The 16,673-nt window shown below is 63.7% G+C and carries 14 protein-coding genes; 8 read left to right on the plus strand and 6 right to left on the minus strand.

Annotation, left to right across the window (positions count from 1 at the left end; all coding sequences use genetic code 11):
• Positions 1–245: 245 nt before the first annotated feature.
• Positions 246–800 carry an ActR/PrrA/RegA family redox response regulator transcription factor gene (locus tag IF809_RS04055; protein ID WP_128969035.1) on the minus strand — a complete coding sequence of 185 codons (555 nt, stop codon included), beginning with the start codon at positions 798–800 and terminating at the stop codon, positions 246–248.
• A 102-nt stretch (positions 801–902) separates the two neighbouring features.
• Positions 903–2,213, minus strand: a complete 1,311-nt coding sequence (locus IF809_RS04060) for an ActS/PrrB/RegB family redox-sensitive histidine kinase (protein WP_462836894.1) — start codon at positions 2,211–2,213, stop codon at positions 903–905.
• Between the two features lie 133 nt (positions 2,214–2,346).
• On the opposite strand from IF809_RS04060, the gene IF809_RS04065 reads away from it, so the two are divergent.
• From IF809_RS04065 to IF809_RS04080, 4 genes are all read left to right on the plus strand, one after another.
• Entirely contained in the window at positions 2,347–3,150 is an 804-nt protein-coding gene (locus tag IF809_RS04065; RefSeq protein WP_462836895.1) for an ABC transporter ATP-binding protein, read from the plus strand.
• Between the two features lie 132 nt (positions 3,151–3,282).
• Positions 3,283–4,101, plus strand: a complete 819-nt coding sequence (locus IF809_RS04070) for an ABC transporter permease (protein WP_128969032.1) — start codon at positions 3,283–3,285, stop codon at positions 4,099–4,101.
• Between the two features lie 121 nt (positions 4,102–4,222).
• Positions 4,223–5,551: a polyhydroxyalkanoate depolymerase gene (locus IF809_RS04075; RefSeq protein WP_128969031.1), complete on the plus strand. Its 1,329-nt coding sequence runs from the start codon at positions 4,223–4,225 to the stop codon at positions 5,549–5,551.
• A 218-nt stretch (positions 5,552–5,769) separates the two neighbouring features.
• Positions 5,770–6,609 (plus strand): M48 family metallopeptidase, encoded by an 840-nt coding sequence (locus IF809_RS04080; RefSeq protein WP_128969030.1) that lies wholly within the window; start codon positions 5,770–5,772, stop codon positions 6,607–6,609.
• Positions 6,610–6,884: 275 nt separating this feature from the next.
• Here IF809_RS04080 and IF809_RS04085 read toward each other — a convergent pair whose 3' ends face one another.
• Positions 6,885–9,119: a transglycosylase domain-containing protein gene (locus tag IF809_RS04085; RefSeq protein WP_462836896.1), complete on the minus strand. Its 2,235-nt coding sequence runs from the start codon at positions 9,117–9,119 to the stop codon at positions 6,885–6,887.
• Positions 9,120–9,285: 166 nt separating this feature from the next.
• Between IF809_RS04085 and IF809_RS04090 the strand changes: the two genes are divergently transcribed.
• Complete coding sequence (locus IF809_RS04090) at positions 9,286–9,711, plus strand: DUF1330 domain-containing protein (protein ID WP_462836897.1); 426 nt, start codon at positions 9,286–9,288, stop codon at positions 9,709–9,711.
• A 57-nt stretch (positions 9,712–9,768) separates the two neighbouring features.
• Here the strand turns inward: IF809_RS04090 and IF809_RS04095 are convergent, their stop codons facing one another.
• Together IF809_RS04095 and IF809_RS04100 are read right to left on the minus strand one after the other, a co-directional pair.
• The gene (locus IF809_RS04095; RefSeq protein ID WP_462836898.1) at positions 9,769–10,995 is read right to left on the minus strand and encodes an ABC transporter substrate-binding protein; all 1,227 of its coding nucleotides are present in this window, start codon (positions 10,993–10,995) and stop codon (positions 9,769–9,771) included.
• A gap of 147 nt (positions 10,996–11,142) precedes the next feature.
• Entirely contained in the window at positions 11,143–11,550 is a 408-nt protein-coding gene (locus IF809_RS04100; RefSeq protein ID WP_462836899.1) for a DUF1304 domain-containing protein, read from the minus strand.
• Between the two features lie 48 nt (positions 11,551–11,598).
• On the opposite strand from IF809_RS04100, the gene IF809_RS04105 reads away from it, so the two are divergent.
• Positions 11,599–12,129 carry a methylated-DNA--[protein]-cysteine S-methyltransferase gene (locus tag IF809_RS04105; RefSeq protein WP_462836900.1) on the plus strand — a complete coding sequence of 177 codons (531 nt, stop codon included), beginning with the start codon at positions 11,599–11,601 and terminating at the stop codon, positions 12,127–12,129.
• Between the two features lie 5 nt (positions 12,130–12,134).
• On the opposite strand, the gene IF809_RS04110 is transcribed toward IF809_RS04105, so the two are convergent.
• Positions 12,135–14,924 carry a [protein-PII] uridylyltransferase gene (locus tag IF809_RS04110; protein WP_128969025.1) on the minus strand — a complete coding sequence of 930 codons (2,790 nt, stop codon included), beginning with the start codon at positions 14,922–14,924 and terminating at the stop codon, positions 12,135–12,137.
• A 244-nt stretch (positions 14,925–15,168) separates the two neighbouring features.
• On the opposite strand from IF809_RS04110, the gene IF809_RS04115 reads away from it, so the two are divergent.
• Both IF809_RS04115 and IF809_RS04120 read left to right on the plus strand, forming a co-directional pair.
• A complete protein-coding gene (locus IF809_RS04115) occupies positions 15,169–15,678 on the plus strand; it encodes an OsmC family protein (RefSeq protein WP_128969024.1) in 510 nt (169 codons plus the stop codon).
• A 179-nt stretch (positions 15,679–15,857) separates the two neighbouring features.
• Positions 15,858–16,661, plus strand: a complete 804-nt coding sequence (locus IF809_RS04120) for a hypothetical protein (RefSeq protein ID WP_462836901.1) — start codon at positions 15,858–15,860, stop codon at positions 16,659–16,661.
• The last annotated feature ends 12 nt before the right edge of the window (positions 16,662–16,673 follow it).

The raw sequence follows: 16,673 nt of genomic DNA on the forward strand, positions 1-16,673 counted from the left end.
TGCGACGAAGCAATCCAGACTGCCTCCGCGGAGAGATTCTGGATTGCTTCGCTACGCTCGCAATGACGAGGTGGGCACGGCGCTGCGCGCCTTTGCCCGCCCTACGTGATCTGTATCATGTCATCTGAGGTGCTCGCGCAACGAGCCGCGAAGGATGCACGGCCGCGATGCAGCCGGGCCGTCGCCCGTCGAGGGCCGCTGAAGAAGCGGCCACTGTAACGGTGAGAAATAGTGGATTGCCGAAACTACCGCGGCGCGCGCTTGGCGAGAATCCGCTGCAGCGTGCGGCGGTGCATGTTGAGCCTTCGCGCCGTTTCCGAGACGTTGCGGTTGCACATTTCGTAGATTCGCTGGATGTGTTCCCAGCGCACGCGGTCGGCGGACATCGGGTTCGCCGGCAACTCGGATTTTTCAGCATTGGTCGACAGCAGCGCGGCGACGACGTCGTCGGCATCCGCGGGCTTCGAGAGATAATCGACCGCGCCCATCTTCACCGCGGTGACGGCGGTGGCGATGTTGCCATAGCCAGTGAGCACGATCGCGCGCGCTTCGGGGCGCTTCTTCTTCAGCGCGGAGACGACGTCGAGACCGTTGCCGTCACCGAGCCTGAGATCGACCACGGCGAAAGCAGGCGCTGACTTGCCGATTTGCGCAAGGCCATCCGAAACCGTGTCACAGGACGTCACCGCAAAGCCGCGTGTCTCCATCGCGCGCGACAGGCGCTCCAGAAACGGCTTGTCGTCTTCCACGATGAGAAGCGAGCGGTCGGTCTGTTCGTTCAGCTCAGCGATGGCGTTCAAGGTTTTGTCCTCTCTCCAGCACATCTATATATGGCGTCGCAATCCGGCGGTGCCAAGGCCGCCAATAGTCGATCGGGCCTCACGTGCGACGCAAGGTCGCGCCTATCCTATTGTTTCCTCGAGGCTCTCGATAGCCTCAAATCGCTCGCGCGGCCACGCGATCTGCACCACGGCGCCGTGTTCCGGAAACGTCCTGTTGGTAAACGAGACCTTGGCGCCGGTGCGTTCGAGAAGCGTTCGGGCGATGAACACCCCGAGCCCCAGGCCTCCGCCGGAATCCTGGGTTCGTCGCCGCGACAGATAAGGCTCGCCGATCCGTTTCATGAGGTCGGGCGGTATGCCGGGGCCGTCGTCGGAGATCACGATCTCGATGGTGTCGTTGTTCCACCATGCATTCACTTCCACGGTAGTGCGCGCGAAGTCGACGGCATTCTCGACGATGTTGCCGACCCCGTAGAGCACCGCCGGATTGCGCGAGCCGACCGGCTCGGCTGCGGCGGTCACCGCGATCCGCACCTTGATCTCGACGCCGAAATCGCGGTGCGGCGCCACCACCTCCTCGATCAGCTCGGACAGCTTCATGCGGTCGAATGGCGCGCCCGTCGAGGAGAGCTGGGTGATCTTGCTCAATATGTCGCGGCAACGCTGCGTCTGTTCGCGCAAGGTCTTGAGGTCGCCGGCGAAACTCGGGTCCTTCACCGTCTTCTCCAGCTCGCGCGCGATCAGGAAGATGGTGGCGAGCGGCGTGCCGAGCTCGTGCGCGGCGGCGGCAGCGAGGCCGTCGATCTGGGTCAGGTGCTGCTCGCGCGTCAGCACCAGCTCGGTGGCCGCGAGCGCGTCGGCAAGCTTGCGCGCCTCCTCGGTCACCTGGAACGAATAGAGGCTGGTGACACCGATCGCGAGCACGATCGAAAGCCAGACGCCGACCAGATAGATCGGCGGCAGCACGACAGGATCTTCCGCATCCCACGGCAGCGGGAAATGAACGAAGAACAGGATCGAGGCGCAGGCCACGGCCAGGATGCCGAGGCCGAAGGTCAGCCGCGCCGGCAACGCGGTCGCGGAGATCAGGACCGGCGCCAGGAACAGGAACGAAAACGGGTTCTGCAATCCGCCAGTGAAGAACAGCAGCGCGGCCAGTTCCACGATGTTCAGCGCCAGCAGTCCGGCCGCCTGGATCGGCTCCAGCCGCCGCATCGGGTTCACCGCGGTCTGGAGCACCAGGTTGAGCACGGCCGACAGGCCGATGATGCTGACGCAAGGCACGATCTCGACGTCGAATTCAAGCCCCTGCGCCACGACGAAGATCGCAGCTAACTGGCCCAGCACCGCGAGCCAGCGCAGCCGCAGGATCGTATCCAGGCGGATGTGTCGTTGCGACGGGCGGAAGTCGGAGGCTGAGGTCTCGGTCATGGCAGGCCAATCTAGCGGTGCGCGTGTCCGATCACAAACACGCGGGCCCGCATCCGGTCTGGTTGCGAGCTGTCGGCTTCAAGTCAATCAAGTCTTGCGCTCCACCGCGCAATGGCAGAAGAACGCCTCTAGCATGACCGGGAATGACAATGCTTCAAGCCGGCCGACTGTCGCGGATGGCATTTCGTCCGCGGCCATCGACGTCGATCGCCTCGTCAAGGTCTACAATCAGACCCGTGCGGTGGACGGCATCTCCTTTTCGCTTCCCCGCGGCAGCATCACCGGACTCTTGGGCGGCAACGGCGCTGGCAAGACCACCACCATCGCGATGATCATGGGCTTGGTGCTGCCGACCTCCGGCCGCGTCCGCGTGCTCGGCCACGCCATGCCGGAGCAAAGCGCCGAGGTGCTGGGGCGGATGAATTTCGAGAGCCCCTATGTCGACATGCCGATGCGGCTCACGGTGCGGCAGAACCTCACCATTTTCGGCAAGCTCTACGCCGTGAAGGACCTTGCCGACCGCATCTCAAAACTGGCTGCCGAGCTTGATCTGAACGATTTCATCGACCGTGCCAACGGCAAGCTCTCCGCCGGCCAGAAGACCCGCGTCGCGCTGGCGAAGGCGCTGATCAACCAACCCGAGCTGCTCTTGCTGGACGAGCCGACCGCCTCGCTCGATCCCGATACGGCCGACTGGGTGCGGGCGCATCTGGAGCGCTACCGCAAGGACAACAACGCCACCATCCTCCTGGCCTCGCACAACATGCTCGAGGTCGAACGTCTGTGCGACCGCGTCATCATCATGAAGCGTGGCCGCGTCGAGGACGACGACACGCCCGACGCCATCATGGCCCGCTACAACCGCACCACGCTGGAAGAAGTGTTCCTCGATGTCGCGCGCGGGCGGAGCAATGGGGCGAAGGAGGGGGCAAGATGAGAGGACTCGTGATGCTTCCCTCGTCATTGCGAGCGCAGCGAAGCAATTCAGAGTCTGCCCGCGGAAAGATTCTGGATTGCTTCGTCGCAAGAGCTCTTCGCAATGACGGCTTGGGCAGCCAGCGGAGCGATCATGACTGAGATCTCTTTAACTGGCGGCATCTCCGGCCACCGCATTGGCGCGATGATCCTGCGCTACTGGTACCTGCTGTTGTCGTCCTGGCCGCGGCTGCTCGAGCTGTTGTACTGGCCGGCGCTCCAGGTCATCACCTGGGGCTTCATCCAGTACTACATCGCGCAAAACGCCAGCTTCTTTGCGCGCGCCGGCGGCACGTTGATCGGCGCCGTCATCCTCTGGGACATCCTGTTTCGCGGCCAGCTCGGCTTCTCCATCTCCTTCCTGGAGGAGATGTGGGCGCGCAACCTCGGCAACCTCATGATGAGCCCGTTGAAGCCGATCGAGTTTCTGCTCTCGCTGACCGTCATGAGCCTGATCCGGCTCGCGATCGGTATCATCCCGATGACGCTGCTTGCGCTGATCTTCTTTCATTTCAATGTCTACAGCCTCGGCCTGCCGCTGATCGCGTTCTTCTGCAACCTGATCTTCACCAGCTGGTCGGTCGGCATCTTCGTCTCGGGCCTGGTGTTGCGAAACGGCCTTGGCGCCGAGAGCATCGTCTGGACGTTGATGTTCGCGATCATGCCGCTTGCCTGCATCTACTATCCGGTCAGCGTGCTGCCGGGCTGGCTGCAATACGTCGCCTGGGCGCTGCCGCCGACTTACGTGTTCGAGGGAATGCGCGCGCTGCTGATCGAGAACAGTTTCAGGACCGATCTCATGCTGGAGGCGTTGGCTATCAACGCCTGCCTCCTGGCTGCTTCGTTTTGGGCATTCCTTGCCCTGTTGCGCAGCGCCAAGATGCACGGCTCGCTGCTGTCGAGCGGCGAATAACGTCACTTTCTCGTGGATTCCCGCTGATTTGGCCGTCCTGGCTACGTAGATGTACGGAACCATGCATTGACGCAATATTACGCATTCGGCAGTATGCTGCGATGCGAAGAGGAATATAGCGATGCCTATTGGTGAGTTTGGCGGCGCACCGCCCCTGGCAGCAGAAGGCAGCCCGGTTCTGACCACGCCGATGTACTGGATGTACGAGATGGCGCACGCCTCTCTCAATCCGGCACGCGCGGTCACCGACGCGACCAAGCTCCTGTTTCAGAATCCCCTCAATCCCTGGGCGCGCACCGAGGTCGGCAAGTCGGTCGCCGCGGCCTGCGAATTGTTCGAGCGCACCACGCGCCGCTACGGCAAGCCGGAATGGGGCCTCGACGATACCGAGGTCAACGGCATCCGGGTTCCCGTCGAGGTTCGTTCGGTGTGGGAAAAGCCGTTCTGCCGGCTGCTCTATTTCGATCGCAAGTTCGCGCGCCCGTTGCGCAGCCCGCAGCCGCGTGTGCTGATCGTCGCGCCGATGTCCGGCCACTACGCGACGCTGCTGCGCGGCACGGTCGAAGCGTTCCTGCCGGCGCACGAGGTCTACATCACCGATTGGGCCGATGCCCGGATGGTGCCTTTGAGCGAAGGCCGCTTCGATCTCGACGATTACATCGATTACGTCATCGAGATGCTGCATGTCCTCGGCGGCAACACCCACGTGATGGCGGTGTGCCAACCCTCCGTGCCCGTCGTCGCGGCCGTCTCGGTCATGGAAGCGCGGCGCGATCCCTTCGTGCCGACCTCGATGACGCTGATGGGCGGTCCGATCGACACGCGCCGCAATCCGACTGCGGTGAACAACCTCGCGCAGGAGCGCGGCATCGACTGGTTCCGCAATCACGTCATTACCAAGGTGCCCTTCCCGCATCCGGGCATGATGCGCGACGTCTATCCGGGCTTCCTGCAGCTCAACGGGTTCATCAGCATGAACCTGGACCGGCACATGGATGCTCACAAGCAGCTGTTCGCCAATCTGGTGAAGGGCGACGGTGACCTCGTCGACAAGCATCGCGAATTCTACGATGAATATCTCGCGGTGATGGATCTCTCGGCCGAATATTACCTGCAGACGGTCGATACGGTATTCGTGAAGCACTCGCTTCCGAAGGGCGAGATGACCCATCGCGGAACACGCGTCGATCCCAGCAAGGTGACGCGCGTTGCCTTGATGACGGTGGAAGGCGAGAACGACGACATCTCGGGGCTCGGTCAGACCGAAGCGACGCACGCGCTATGCAGTGCAATTCCCGATCATCGCCGCGTTCATTACGTGCAGAAGGGCGTTGGACATTACGGCGTGTTCAACGGCTCGCGCTTCAAGTCGGAGATCGTGCCACGCATCCATGACTTCATGGTTTCGGCGGCCAATCCGAGCTCACTGCAGGCGCGCGCGGCTGAATAGTGCTCGCATTTCGGCTTTCCCGTCGAAGATTTCGCCCCCGGGCGGAGCCTTCGGCAGGGGGAGTTCCCTCCAGATTCGCGGTATTTAGGTAGCTCTCTAGGAGTGAGTCTATCCTCACCCCTTGGGGGTGTCGCATGCGTCCAGCGGGGGCGAAAAAAGCCGGTTCCAACCCCAGTCTGTAGGGTCTCCCGGACGCCTGACCGCTGTATATTGGGCAAATGATTTGTTTTTGCGCCGAGCGCTTTCCATGGCGGCGGTTATGGCAGAATCCGGGCGCTCTCCTGCCCCCCGGACTGACAGACATGGCCACTCGCGCACTCCTTTATCGTCGGCCCCACGAACCGAAGACCCTCGTCATCACCCACGGATCGCAGTTTTTTGCCATCCGATTGCGCCGGCACAGACGCGCGCGCCGATACACGCTCAGAATTCATCCAAGCGACCGCGAAGCCATCCTCACCATGCCGCCGCGCGGCACGCTCGCCGACGCCAAGGACTTCGCGCAGCGTCACGGCGCGTGGATTGCCGCGCGTCTTGGTCGTTTGCCGAAGGCCGCGCCGTTCCAGCCTGGCACAGTGATACCGCTGCGCGGCGTCCCTCATCGCATCGTGCATCGCGCCGGACAGCGCGGCACGGTGTGGACCGAGACGCGCGATAGCGGCGAGAAAATTCTCTGCGTCGCCGGCGGGCTCGAGCATGTCGATCGCCGCGTCGGCGACTTCCTCAAGCGCGAAGCGCGCCGCGACCTGCAGCGTTCGGCGGAGACCCATGCCGCCGAGCTCGGCGTCAAGGTGAAGCGGCTCTCGATCCGCGATCAGTCCAGCCGCTGGGGCTCGTGCACCTCGGCCGGCTCGCTGTCGTTCTCCTGGCGCCTGATCCTCGCGCCGCCCTTCGTGCTCGACTATCTCGCCGCGCATGAAGTGGCGCATCTGGTCGAGATGAACCACTCGGCCCGGTTCTGGCGCGTCTGCGGCAAGATCTGCCCCTCGATGGAGCGCGCCAAGAAGTGGCTCGACACCTGCGGCAATGATCTGCACCGCTATGGGGTCGAGGATTAGGGCGCGCTGCTCGCCCAACACACAGTGTCGTCGCCCGGCTTGACCGGGCGACCCGGTATTCCAGAGACAGTTGTCGTTAATCCGAGACGCCGCGGCGTACTGAATTGCCCGCTTTCGCGGGCAATGACAGCGGAGTTTGAGGCAAGCATGGCGCGCTTTGCGCCACGGCCGCCGATCCGTCAGCCAGATCAACGACCTCCAAACGTCCACCGCGCATCCCGCCGCAACCTCCGGCTACTGTGCATGGGGTTGTTTTCGCGTTCTTATTCTGACGCCTAACGATTCCCGCCGAACAACCGGTCCATCAGCCAGCCATCAAGTCCCGCAGCTGCTTCCGGCCGTACATTGGCGCGTGTCGGCGGTGGCGCACGATAGCCGCCATTGCTGACCGGCGCAGGAGCGGGGCCGGGCGCATAGCCAGGCGTGGGCGCCAGCTGCGTCGGCGGCGAGATCTGCGATGAGATCTGCGCCAGGTTCGATGGTCCCCAATTGCTCTGCAGGTTCGGCAAGGCGGCGACCTGCACGCCTTCGTGCGCCGCGCGCATGAAGCGGGTCCAGACCTCCACCGGCAGGCCGCCGCCGGTCGCCTTCCTGGTCGGCGAGTTGTCGTCATTGCCGAGCCAGACGCCGGTGACGAGGTTGGAGGTGTAGCCGATGAACCAGGCGTCGCGATAATCCTGGCTGGTGCCGGTCTTGCCGGCCGCCTGCCAGCCGGGAATCTCGGCCTTCTTGGCGGTGCCCGAGATCAGCGTCTCGCGCATCATCGTGTTCATCATGCCGACATAGCGCGGTTCGATCACCTGATTATGCTCGTCGGGTTGACGCATGTAGAGCAGCTTGCCGTCGAGCGTCTTGATCCGCGTCACCACATGCGGGGTCGCTGCGAAGCCGCCATTGGCGAACGGCGCATAGGCACCGACCAGCTCGACCACCGAGACTTCCGAGGTTCCGAGCGCGATCGAGGCGTTGGGCTCGAGCTTCGAGGAGATGCCGAGCCTGTGCGCGGTGCGAACCACGTTCTTCGGTCCGACCTCGAGGCCGAGGCGGATGGCGACGGTGTTGAGCGACATCGCCAGCGCCTGCGTCAGCGTCACGGGGCCGAAATATTCATGCGTGTAGTTCTCAGGCTTCCAGCCCTTGACCTCGATCGGCGCGTCCTGCCGGACGGTGTCGGGGGTGAGGCCTTGCTCCATCGCCGTCAGATAGACGAACGGCTTGAACGAGGAGCCCGGCTGGCGCTTCGCCGTGACCGCGCGGTTGTACTGGCTCTCGGCATAGTTCCGCCCGCCCACCATGGCGCGCACGGCGCCATCGGGCGTCATCGCCACCAGTGCGCCCTGGCTGACATTGAACTTCACGCTCTTGGCCGCGAGCTCGTCGATGACGGCGGCTTCCGCCACGGCTTGGAGTTTTGGATCGATCGTGGTCTCGACCTTGATGCTGTCATCGATCTGCCCGACCAGATCGTCCAGCACCTCGCCGATCCAGTCGGCGACGTAGTTGACGGTGCCGGCGCCGACCGGCTTCACGACATAGGAGGGATGGCCGATCGAGGCCTGCGCCTGTGCCTCGGTGATGAATTTGGCGTCCGCCATCGCCGCGAGCACGACCTGCGCCCGCGCCTCCGCGCCTTCCGGATTGCGGTTCGGCGCGAGCCGCGAGGGTGACTTGACGAGGCCGGCCAGCATTGCGGCTTCCGCGATGGTTACGTTCTTAGCCGATTTGCCAAAATATTTCTGCGCAGCCGCTTCGACGCCGTAGGCGCCGGAGCCGAAATAGACGCGGTTGAGATAGAGCTCAAGGATCTCGTTCTTGGAGTGCTTGCGTTCGAGCCAGATCGCGAGCTCCGCCTCCTGCAGCTTGCGCTGCATGGTGCGCTCCTGGGTCAGGAACAGGTTTTTCGCAAGCTGCTGCGTCAAGGTCGAGCCGCCCTGCGAGACGCCGCGGTGAAGCACGTTGGTGACGAGGGCGCGCAGGATGCCGACCGGGTCGATGCCGAAATGCGAATAGAAGCGGCGGTCTTCGATCGCAATGAAGGCCTTGGGCAGATAGGGCGGCAAATCCTTCAGTGACACGTTGGCGCCGGCCATCTCGCCGCGCTGCGCCAGCAGGGTGCCGTCGATGCCGACGATCTGGATCGTCGGCGGGCGTTTGGGAATCTCCAGCGACTGGATCGGCGGCAGATGGGCGCCGACCCAGATCACGACGCCGATCACGGCGATGACGCCCCACAAGCTCAGCACCGCGCCCCAATAGACGAGGCGGCCGAGGCCGGCGCCGATGGATGATTTCGACCGGCGCTTGGCACCGCTGCGGCTTGCCGGCGCCTTGCGCTCGCGCGGCGGCTCGTCGTCGGGCGGATCGCTCTTGCGCTTACCGGAGGACTTTTTCGGCTTGTCGTCGCCGCCGCCGGGAATGCGGTCTGCCGCTGTCAGGCGCAGATCGGCGAGCGCCGCGGGCAAGCCGAACAGCGGCTCCTTCCGCCCACCCTTTTTCTTTGCCGACCCCATACGCAAAACGCCCGGTCACCCGCCCCGCCGCACGCTAGCGGTCGCTGTTTAAGGCCCGGTTACCCCGTGCTTAACGTCTGATTAGGAGATGCGGCATTCCGAGGCCGCAGTTCCGCTCATGGGGCGGCAGCGCTAGGATCGCGGCCATAAAGCAAAGGGAGTTCGCATGGGCCACATCGATCCGACCAAGGAGATCTTCGCGCAATTCCGGGAGAACGATCGCCCGGGTCCGATTCACATGCTCAATCTGGTGCGCTTGCGAAAGGAGGCGGCCTATCCCGACGGCCGCAAGGTCAGCGGCGCGGAAGCCTATGCGGCCTACGGTCGCGAGAGCGGGCCGGTGTTCGAGCGCCTCGGCGGCCGCATCATCTGGCAGGGCCGGTTCGAGCTGATGCTGATCGGTCCGCAGGACGAGCGCTGGGACCACTGCTTCATCGCCGAATATCCTGATGTCGCCGCCTTCGTCGAGATGATCCGCGATCCCGTCTATCGCGAGGCGGTGAAGCATCGCCAGGCCGCGGTGGAGGATTCCCGCCTGATCCGCCACGCGGTGCTGCCGGTGGGCAAGAATTTCGGCGAGGTGCCGAAATAGACGTCTCAGACAAATCGGCGGCCCGCAGGCCGCCGATTGCATTTCAGAGCTGTTCGACTAACCCGCCGGGCTCGAGCCCTCGATGATGGGGCCGAACAGTTCCCAGCGCTCGCCGTTGAACTTCATCATCTGCATCTGCTTGTTGACGCGGTAGTCGTCGGCGCCGGTGTTGATCTTGATGCCAGGCAGCGCCAGGCTGGGAGTGAAGTTCTTGATGCTGGCGGCCTGCTTCATGACGTTCTCGCGCGTCAGGTCGTCGCCGCACTGTTTCAGCACCTGAACCAGCAACTCCGCCACCGAATACGCGTAGGTGTTGACGGTGTTGAGCTTGTCGCCTTCGGGGAAATATTTGTCCATGAACGCGAAGAATGCCTTTACGCCGGGATCGTCCTTCCACTGCGGGTCGCCGGGCTCCTTGCCATACTGGGTCGAGATGATGCCCTTGGAGATGTCGAGGCCGGCCGGCTTCAGCGTGGCCGAGATCGGGCTCGCATTGATGTCGAGGATGTGCACCGGCGTCCAGCCGAGGTCGGCGAGCTTCTTGATCGCCTGTGCCGCGAATTTCGGCGTCGAGGCATCGAAGAACACGTCGACACCCATCGACTTCAGCTTGACCACCTGTGAATCCACGGTCGGATCGGTGACCTCGTAGGACACCTCGCCGACGATCATGCTGGCGGCCTTGTCGCCGAGGCCGCTCTTGAGGCCGGCGAGATAGTCGCGGCCCATGTCGTCGTTCTGGTAGAGCACGCCGATCTTGGCGTTCGGATGCTCCTTGAGAATGTACTTCGCGTAGATCCTTCCCTCGGATACGTAATTGGGATTGTACGCCATGCTCCAGGGATAGTTCTTCGGATCGTTGAAGCGCTCGGCACCGGTCGAGGCGAGCAGCTGCGGCACCTTCTTGCCGTTGAGATATTTTTGCACGGCGGCGTTCGCGGCCGTGCCGATCAGCTGGAAGGTGAAGAGGACTTCATCGCCTTCGACCAGCTTGCGCACCTGCTCGACCGTCTTCGGCGGCGAATACGCGTCGTCATACTGGATCAGGTTGATCTTGCGGCCGTTGATGCCGCCTTGGTCGTTGATCATCTTGAAATAGGCGGCCTGGGTCTTGCCGATGTTGGCGTAGACCGAATAGGGGCCGGAGAACGGCACGGTCTGGCCGATCTTGATCTCGGTGTCGCTCGCACCCGTGTCGTATTTCTTCTGTGCGAGGGCCTGGCCGGCGGAGAAGGTGACGGCGAGCGCCGTCGTGGCAGCTAGGAAGGCTCTGCGATTGGTCATATTGGGTTGTTCCTCCTGACGGAATTATCAGTCGATGGTCTTTTTCCGTTGATTGCAACGGTCGCCATCGCTGTCGAAGATTGTGGAGGAACGTCCGCCGCCGCGCAAGGATCGCGGCGCTGCGCCGTGGCGTTTCAGACCAAGGTCTCAGGCCAGGAACAAGGCGGCCAGTGCGGCCGCGGCCGGCAGCGCCTGCACGATCAGGATGCGCGTGCTGACGGTCGCCGCACCATACGCGCCGGCCACGACCACGCAGAGCAGGAAGAACACCTTGATCTGAAACGCGACGGCCGGATTGCCATGCATCAGACCCCAGATCAGGCCGGCGGCGAGGAAGCCGTTGTAGAGACCCTGATTGCCGGCAAGCACCTTGGTGATCTCGGCCTTTTCAGGCGTATTGCGAAATGTCTTCAAGCCCAACGGCTTGTCCCAGAGAAACATTTCTAGGATCAGGAAATAGGTGTGCAGCGCGGCGACCAGCGCCACCAGGACATTGGCGATGAGAATCAAGTTGAGCTCCCCCAAAAGCGTCAGCTTTCGGGTGGATGTTAGCATGGCCTGCATGGCAAGTGCGATGGCGTGTTTCAAGGTGATGGTGCCGCAATGCCCGCCCGATCAACCAGGATGCCTGAACGATTCGGCCTCGATCGGCTGTCGACGCCGATCGGGATCGCGCTGCTCGTCACCGATGTCGACGGTACGCTGCGCGCGCTCGATTGGGACGACTACGAGCACCGCATGCGCGAGCTCCTGCGCCTGCATCATGGCGCGGTGGATCTGATCGATCAGGCTGCGCCGACGGCGATGAAGGCTGCGTTGTCGGCTTACTTCGAGGGCGATCTCGGCCAGCTCGCGCGTATCGAATGGCGCGTTGCCGGAACGCCGTTCCAGCAAAAGGTCTGGATGGCGCTGGCGAAGATTCCGGCTGGCACCACGATGAGCTACGGCGCGCTCGCCGCAAAGATCGGGATGCCCAAGGCTATCAGGGCGGTCGGCCACGCCAACGGCTCGAACCCGATCAGCGTGGTGCTGCCGTGCCATCGCCTGATCGGCGCGGATGGCTCGCTGGTGAAGTACGGTGGTGGGCTGGAGCGCAAGCGCTGGCTGCTCAGGCACGAGGGCGTGGAGGTTTAGGATCTCTACGCCGCCGGCTGGACCGCCTTGTCGCCGGCCATGACATGCGTCAGCGCGCTCTTGATCGCAGCCTGGCGGGTCGGGGCGTTGATCTGCGCGCCGAGCAAATCGGTGACGTAGAACACGTCGCGGGCGCGCTCGCCGAAGGTCGCGACATGGGCCGAAGCGATGTTGAGGTTGAGCTTGGAGATCGCCGTGGTCAGCTCGTAGAGCAGGCCGGGGCGGTCGAGGCCGGAGACCTCGATCACGGTGTAGCGATCGGACCATTGGTTGTTGATGGTCACTTCCGGCTCGATCACGAACGGCTTTGCCTTGCTGCGCACCGTGCGACGCGCCACCACTTCGGGCAGGCGCAGCTTGCCTTCCAGCACGTCCTCGATCATCTCGCCGATGCGGGTGGCGCGCCTTCCCTCGTCCTCGTCGCGGTCGTATTCCCGCGAGATCGAGATCGTATCCAGCGCGCGCCCGTCGGTCGTGGTGTAGATCTGGGCGTCGACGATGTTGGCGCCCGCCGAAGCGCAGGCACCCGCGATGATCGACAGCAGCCAGGGATGGTCGGCGGCGAAGATCGTCAGCTCGGTGACGCCGCGCACCTCGTCAAATCCGACATTGATCGCGAGCTTGTGGCCGGCCTGTTCGCTCGACCGCACGAAGCGGGCGTGGCGGATCTTTCGCGGCAGCTCGACCTTGAGCCAGTAGGCCGGGTAGTGCCGGCCGATATAGGCATCGAGCTCGTCCGGCGGCCACTCGGCGAAAGCATTGCGGAATTCGGCGTAGGCGGCGGTGAGACGTTTTCCCCGGTCGACCTCCGAGAAGCCGCCGGTCAGCACCGGCTCGGTCTCATAATAGAGCGAGCGCAGGAGCTGCGCTTTCCAGCCGTTCCACACGCCCGGGCCGACGCCGCGGATGTCGGCGGTGGTCAGGATTGTCAGCAGCTTCATCTGCTCGACCGACTGCACTACGGCGGCAAAATTCTCGATGGTCTTGCGGTCCGAGAGATCGCGCGATTGCGCGACCGTCGACATCGTCAGATGCTCCTCGATCAGCCAGGCCACGAGCTCGGTATCCGCCGCGCTGAAGCCGAGCCGCGGACAGAGCCGTCGCGCGACCTTGGCGCCTGCGATCGAGTGATCCTCCGGCCGCCCCTTGGCGATGTCGTGCAGCAGCGTCGTGATGTAGATCACCGCGCGATGTTCGGGCCGGATCTTGCGCATCAGGTCGCTGGCGAGCGCGAACTCCTCGATGCCGCCGCGCTCGATGTCCTGGAGGAAGCCGACGCAGCGGATCAGGTGCTCGTCGACGGTGTAGTGATGATACATGTTGAACTGCATCATCGAGACGATCTTGCCGAAAGCGCGGATGAAATGGCCGAGCACGCCGGTCTCGTTCATCCGCCGCAGCACGATCTCGGCATTGTCGGAGGTCAGGATCTCCATGAACAGCCGGTTGGCCTCGGGATTTTCGCGCATCTGCGCGTTGATCAGGCCGAGCGAGCGCGTCACGTCGCGCATCGCATCCGGATGGAAGGCGAGATTGTTCTTCTGCGCCAGGCGGAAGATGCGGATCAGATTGACCGGATCGTGCTTGAAGACGTCGGGCGCGGCGACGTTGATGCGGTTGTTGTCGACGATGAAGTCGTCGCTCTCGGGGACGCGCCGTTTCGCGGCGGTCGGGCGTAGCCGTGCCATCACCCGGCTCAGCACCGGCGCCGGCTTGGCCTGCTGGTCCTCGAGCTTGGCGCACAGGATCGCTGTGAGATTGCCGACTTCCTTGGCGACCAGGAAGTAGTGCTTCATGAAGCGCTCGACGTCCTGCATGCCGGGATGCGAGGTATAGCCGAGCCTGACGGCGATCTCGCGCTGGAGGTCGAAGGAGAGACGCTCTTCGGCGCGATTGCAGTAGAAATGCAGATTGCATCGCACCGACCAGAGGAAATCGGCGCAGCGCCGGAAGCTGCGGTACTCCTGCGCATCGAACACCCCGCGCTCGACCAGCTCGTCGGTATCGCGGACCCGATAGACGTATTTGGCGATCCAGAACAGCGTGTGCAGGTCGCGCAGCGCGCCCTTGCCGTCCTTGACGTTGGGCTCGACCAGATAGCGCGACTGCCCGCCGCGGCGGTGGCGTTCCTCGCGTTCGGCGAGCTTGGCCGTGACGAACTCGGAGGCGGTACCCTGCACCACCTCCTTGTCGAAGCGCTCGACCAGCTCGTCATAGAGCGGCTTGTCGCCGGTGAGGAAGCGTGTCTCCAGGATGGCGGTGCGGATGGTCATGTCGCCGCGCGCCTGGCGGATCGATTCATCGACCGAGCGGGTGGCGTGGCCGACCTTCAGGCCCATGTCCCAGAGGCAGTAGAGAATGGCCTCGGCGACCTGCTCGCCCCAGGCGGTCTGCTTGTAGGGCAGGATGAACAGGAGATCGATGTCGGACTCCGGGGCCATCAGGCCGCGGCCATAGCCGCCGGTCGCCACCACCGCCATGCGCTCGGCGCCACTCGGGATCGGGGAGCGGTAGAGATGACGGGTCGCGGCCGAATAGAGGATGCGGATGATCTCGTCCTGGACGTGGCACAGCCGCTCGGCACAGCGGCGGCCGTGGCGGTCCTTGAGCAGGATCGCCTGGGCCGCGGCGCGCGCCGCGATCAGCTCGGTCTTGAGCAATTGCGCCATGGCGGTGCGGAACGCGTCCTCGCGTCCCTGATGCTTTTCGGCAAGCGCATCGACCGCGGCGGTGATCCGCGCAGTGTCGAAGCGATCATCCACCTCTGGTTTGTGCTCAGTCGCAACGGTGTCCATGTCTCACCGGATATAAGAGGTGGCAGGCGCTGTCACGAGACATTCGTGGACGGACGAGGGGCGAGTTCGGCCGCGCAGGCCTGTCGGCCCCAATGCCGATCACATCGACCGATGTAACATACTGAATATATTCGAATTTCTCTCTTGCGCCCTCGGCTGCTCATGACAGCTTCCACCAATCATGGGCTGACACGAAACCGATCGCCTCCTATACCGCTCATCGGGACGTCAGGGAGAAAACACGATGGATGCCGCAGAGCTGCGCCAGATGCAGGCCCCGATCAAGGAGCGCTACAAGACCGATCCAAAGGCCGCGCTGATCACGCTGAAGGCCAAGGGCTCGACCGACAGTGAAGGCATCGCCTGCAAGGTCGAGACCGGCCGGGCCATCGCGATGGCCGGGCTGCATCCCGGGACCGGTGGCTCCGGTCTCGAACTCTGCTCCGGCGACATGCTGCTCGAGGCGCTGGTCGCCTGCGCCGGCGTCACGCTGAAATCGGTCGCGACAGCGATCGAGGTGCCGCTCAGAAGCGGCAACGTCTACGCAGAGGGCGATCTCGATTTCCGCGGCACACTCGGCATCGACAAGGAAACCCCAGTCGGCTTCGCCGAGATACGCCTGCGCTTCGAGGTCGATACCGACGCACCGCAGGACAAGCTCGACCTCCTGCTCAAGCTCACCGAACGCTATTGCGTGGTCTACCAGACCATCAAGAACGGCCCGAAGGTTTCGGTGTCCATGCAAAGGATGTGAGGCGAAGGTCGTAACCCGATATTCGGTGTCGTCCCGGTGCGCGCCGCTTGGCACGAGTCCGGGAACCATAACCCCAGGCTGTCGTGATTGCGACGGCCGTTGCTCCAGCTCTTCACCACTATGGCCTGGGGTTACGGATTCCGGGCTCGCGCTTTGCGCGCCCCGGAATGACAGACAGAATGCCCCTCGATCTCCACTTTATCCTCTTCCTCCTCCTGCGCATGGCGATCGCCGCGGCGTTCGTCGTGTCGGCGTCCGTCATCACCGAGCGCGCGGGCCCCGTGATCGGCGCGCTGGTCGCGACCTTGCCGGTTTCCGCCGGTCCTTCCTACGTCTTCCTCGCCATTGACCATGACGCTGCCTTCATCGCTCAGGGCGCATTGTCGAGTCTTCCGGTCAATGCCGCGACGATCTTCATGGCTCTCACCTATGTCGTGCTGGCGCAGCGGCATAGTCTGGTCGTGAGTTGCGGCAGCGCCGTCGCGCTCTGGATCGCGCTGGCCTCGGTCATCCGCATGTTCGACTGGACCCTGATCGCCGGGCTCGCCGCGAATTTCGTCGCGTTCGGTATTTGCATCCCGCTGCTGTCAGGCTATCGCCACGTGAAGATGCCGCTGGTGACGCGCCGCTGGTACGACATTCCGATGCGGGCCTCGCTCGTCGCGACTCTCGTCGCCATCGTCGTCTCGACCTCGGGTTGGGTCGGGCCGCGGATCAGCGGCGTCATCGCGCTGTATCCGGTGGTGTTCTCCAGCATGATGGTGATCCTGCATCCGCGTATCGGCGGACCGCCGACCGCCGCCGTGCTCGCCAACTCAGCCTGGGGGCTACTCGGATTCGGCATGGCGATCGCGGTGATGCACGTTGCGGTCGTGGAATTTGGATCGCCGGTAGGCCTTTGTCTTGCGCTTGCAACCTGCGTGATGTGGAATCTGACGCTGTGGTGGATCGGCCGGCGCGCGATGCAGGCGCGGTCACCGTGAGACTACGGATCA

Source organism: Bradyrhizobium sp. UFLA06-24 (assembly GCF_054967145.1).

What these genes read in the sequence shown, in the direction of transcription:
- IF809_RS04065 (WP_462836895.1), top strand. Translation starts at nt 2,347, where the DNA reads ATGACCGGGAATGACAATGCTTCAAGCCGGCCGACTGTCGCGGATGGC.
- IF809_RS04110 (WP_128969025.1), bottom strand. Translation starts at nt 14,924, where the DNA reads ATGGACACCGTTGCGACTGAGCACAAACCAGAGGTGGATGATCGCTTC.
- IF809_RS04085 (WP_462836896.1), bottom strand. Translation starts at nt 9,119, where the DNA reads ATGGGGTCGGCAAAGAAAAAGGGTGGGCGGAAGGAGCCGCTGTTCGGC.
- IF809_RS04060 (WP_462836894.1), bottom strand. Translation starts at nt 2,213, where the DNA reads ATGACCGAGACCTCAGCCTCCGACTTCCGCCCGTCGCAACGACACATC.
- IF809_RS04080 (WP_128969030.1), top strand. Translation starts at nt 5,770, where the DNA reads ATGATTTGTTTTTGCGCCGAGCGCTTTCCATGGCGGCGGTTATGGCAG.
- IF809_RS04105 (WP_462836900.1), top strand. Translation starts at nt 11,599, where the DNA reads ATGCCCGCCCGATCAACCAGGATGCCTGAACGATTCGGCCTCGATCGG.
- IF809_RS04120 (WP_462836901.1), top strand. Translation starts at nt 15,858, where the DNA reads ATGCCCCTCGATCTCCACTTTATCCTCTTCCTCCTCCTGCGCATGGCG.
- IF809_RS04115 (WP_128969024.1), top strand. Translation starts at nt 15,169, where the DNA reads ATGGATGCCGCAGAGCTGCGCCAGATGCAGGCCCCGATCAAGGAGCGC.
- IF809_RS04075 (WP_128969031.1), top strand. Translation starts at nt 4,223, where the DNA reads ATGCCTATTGGTGAGTTTGGCGGCGCACCGCCCCTGGCAGCAGAAGGC.
- IF809_RS04070 (WP_128969032.1), top strand. Translation starts at nt 3,283, where the DNA reads ATGACTGAGATCTCTTTAACTGGCGGCATCTCCGGCCACCGCATTGGC.
- IF809_RS04095 (WP_462836898.1), bottom strand. Translation starts at nt 10,995, where the DNA reads ATGACCAATCGCAGAGCCTTCCTAGCTGCCACGACGGCGCTCGCCGTC.
- IF809_RS04090 (WP_462836897.1), top strand. Translation starts at nt 9,286, where the DNA reads ATGGGCCACATCGATCCGACCAAGGAGATCTTCGCGCAATTCCGGGAG.
- IF809_RS04100 (WP_462836899.1), bottom strand. Translation starts at nt 11,550, where the DNA reads ATGCTAACATCCACCCGAAAGCTGACGCTTTTGGGGGAGCTCAACTTG.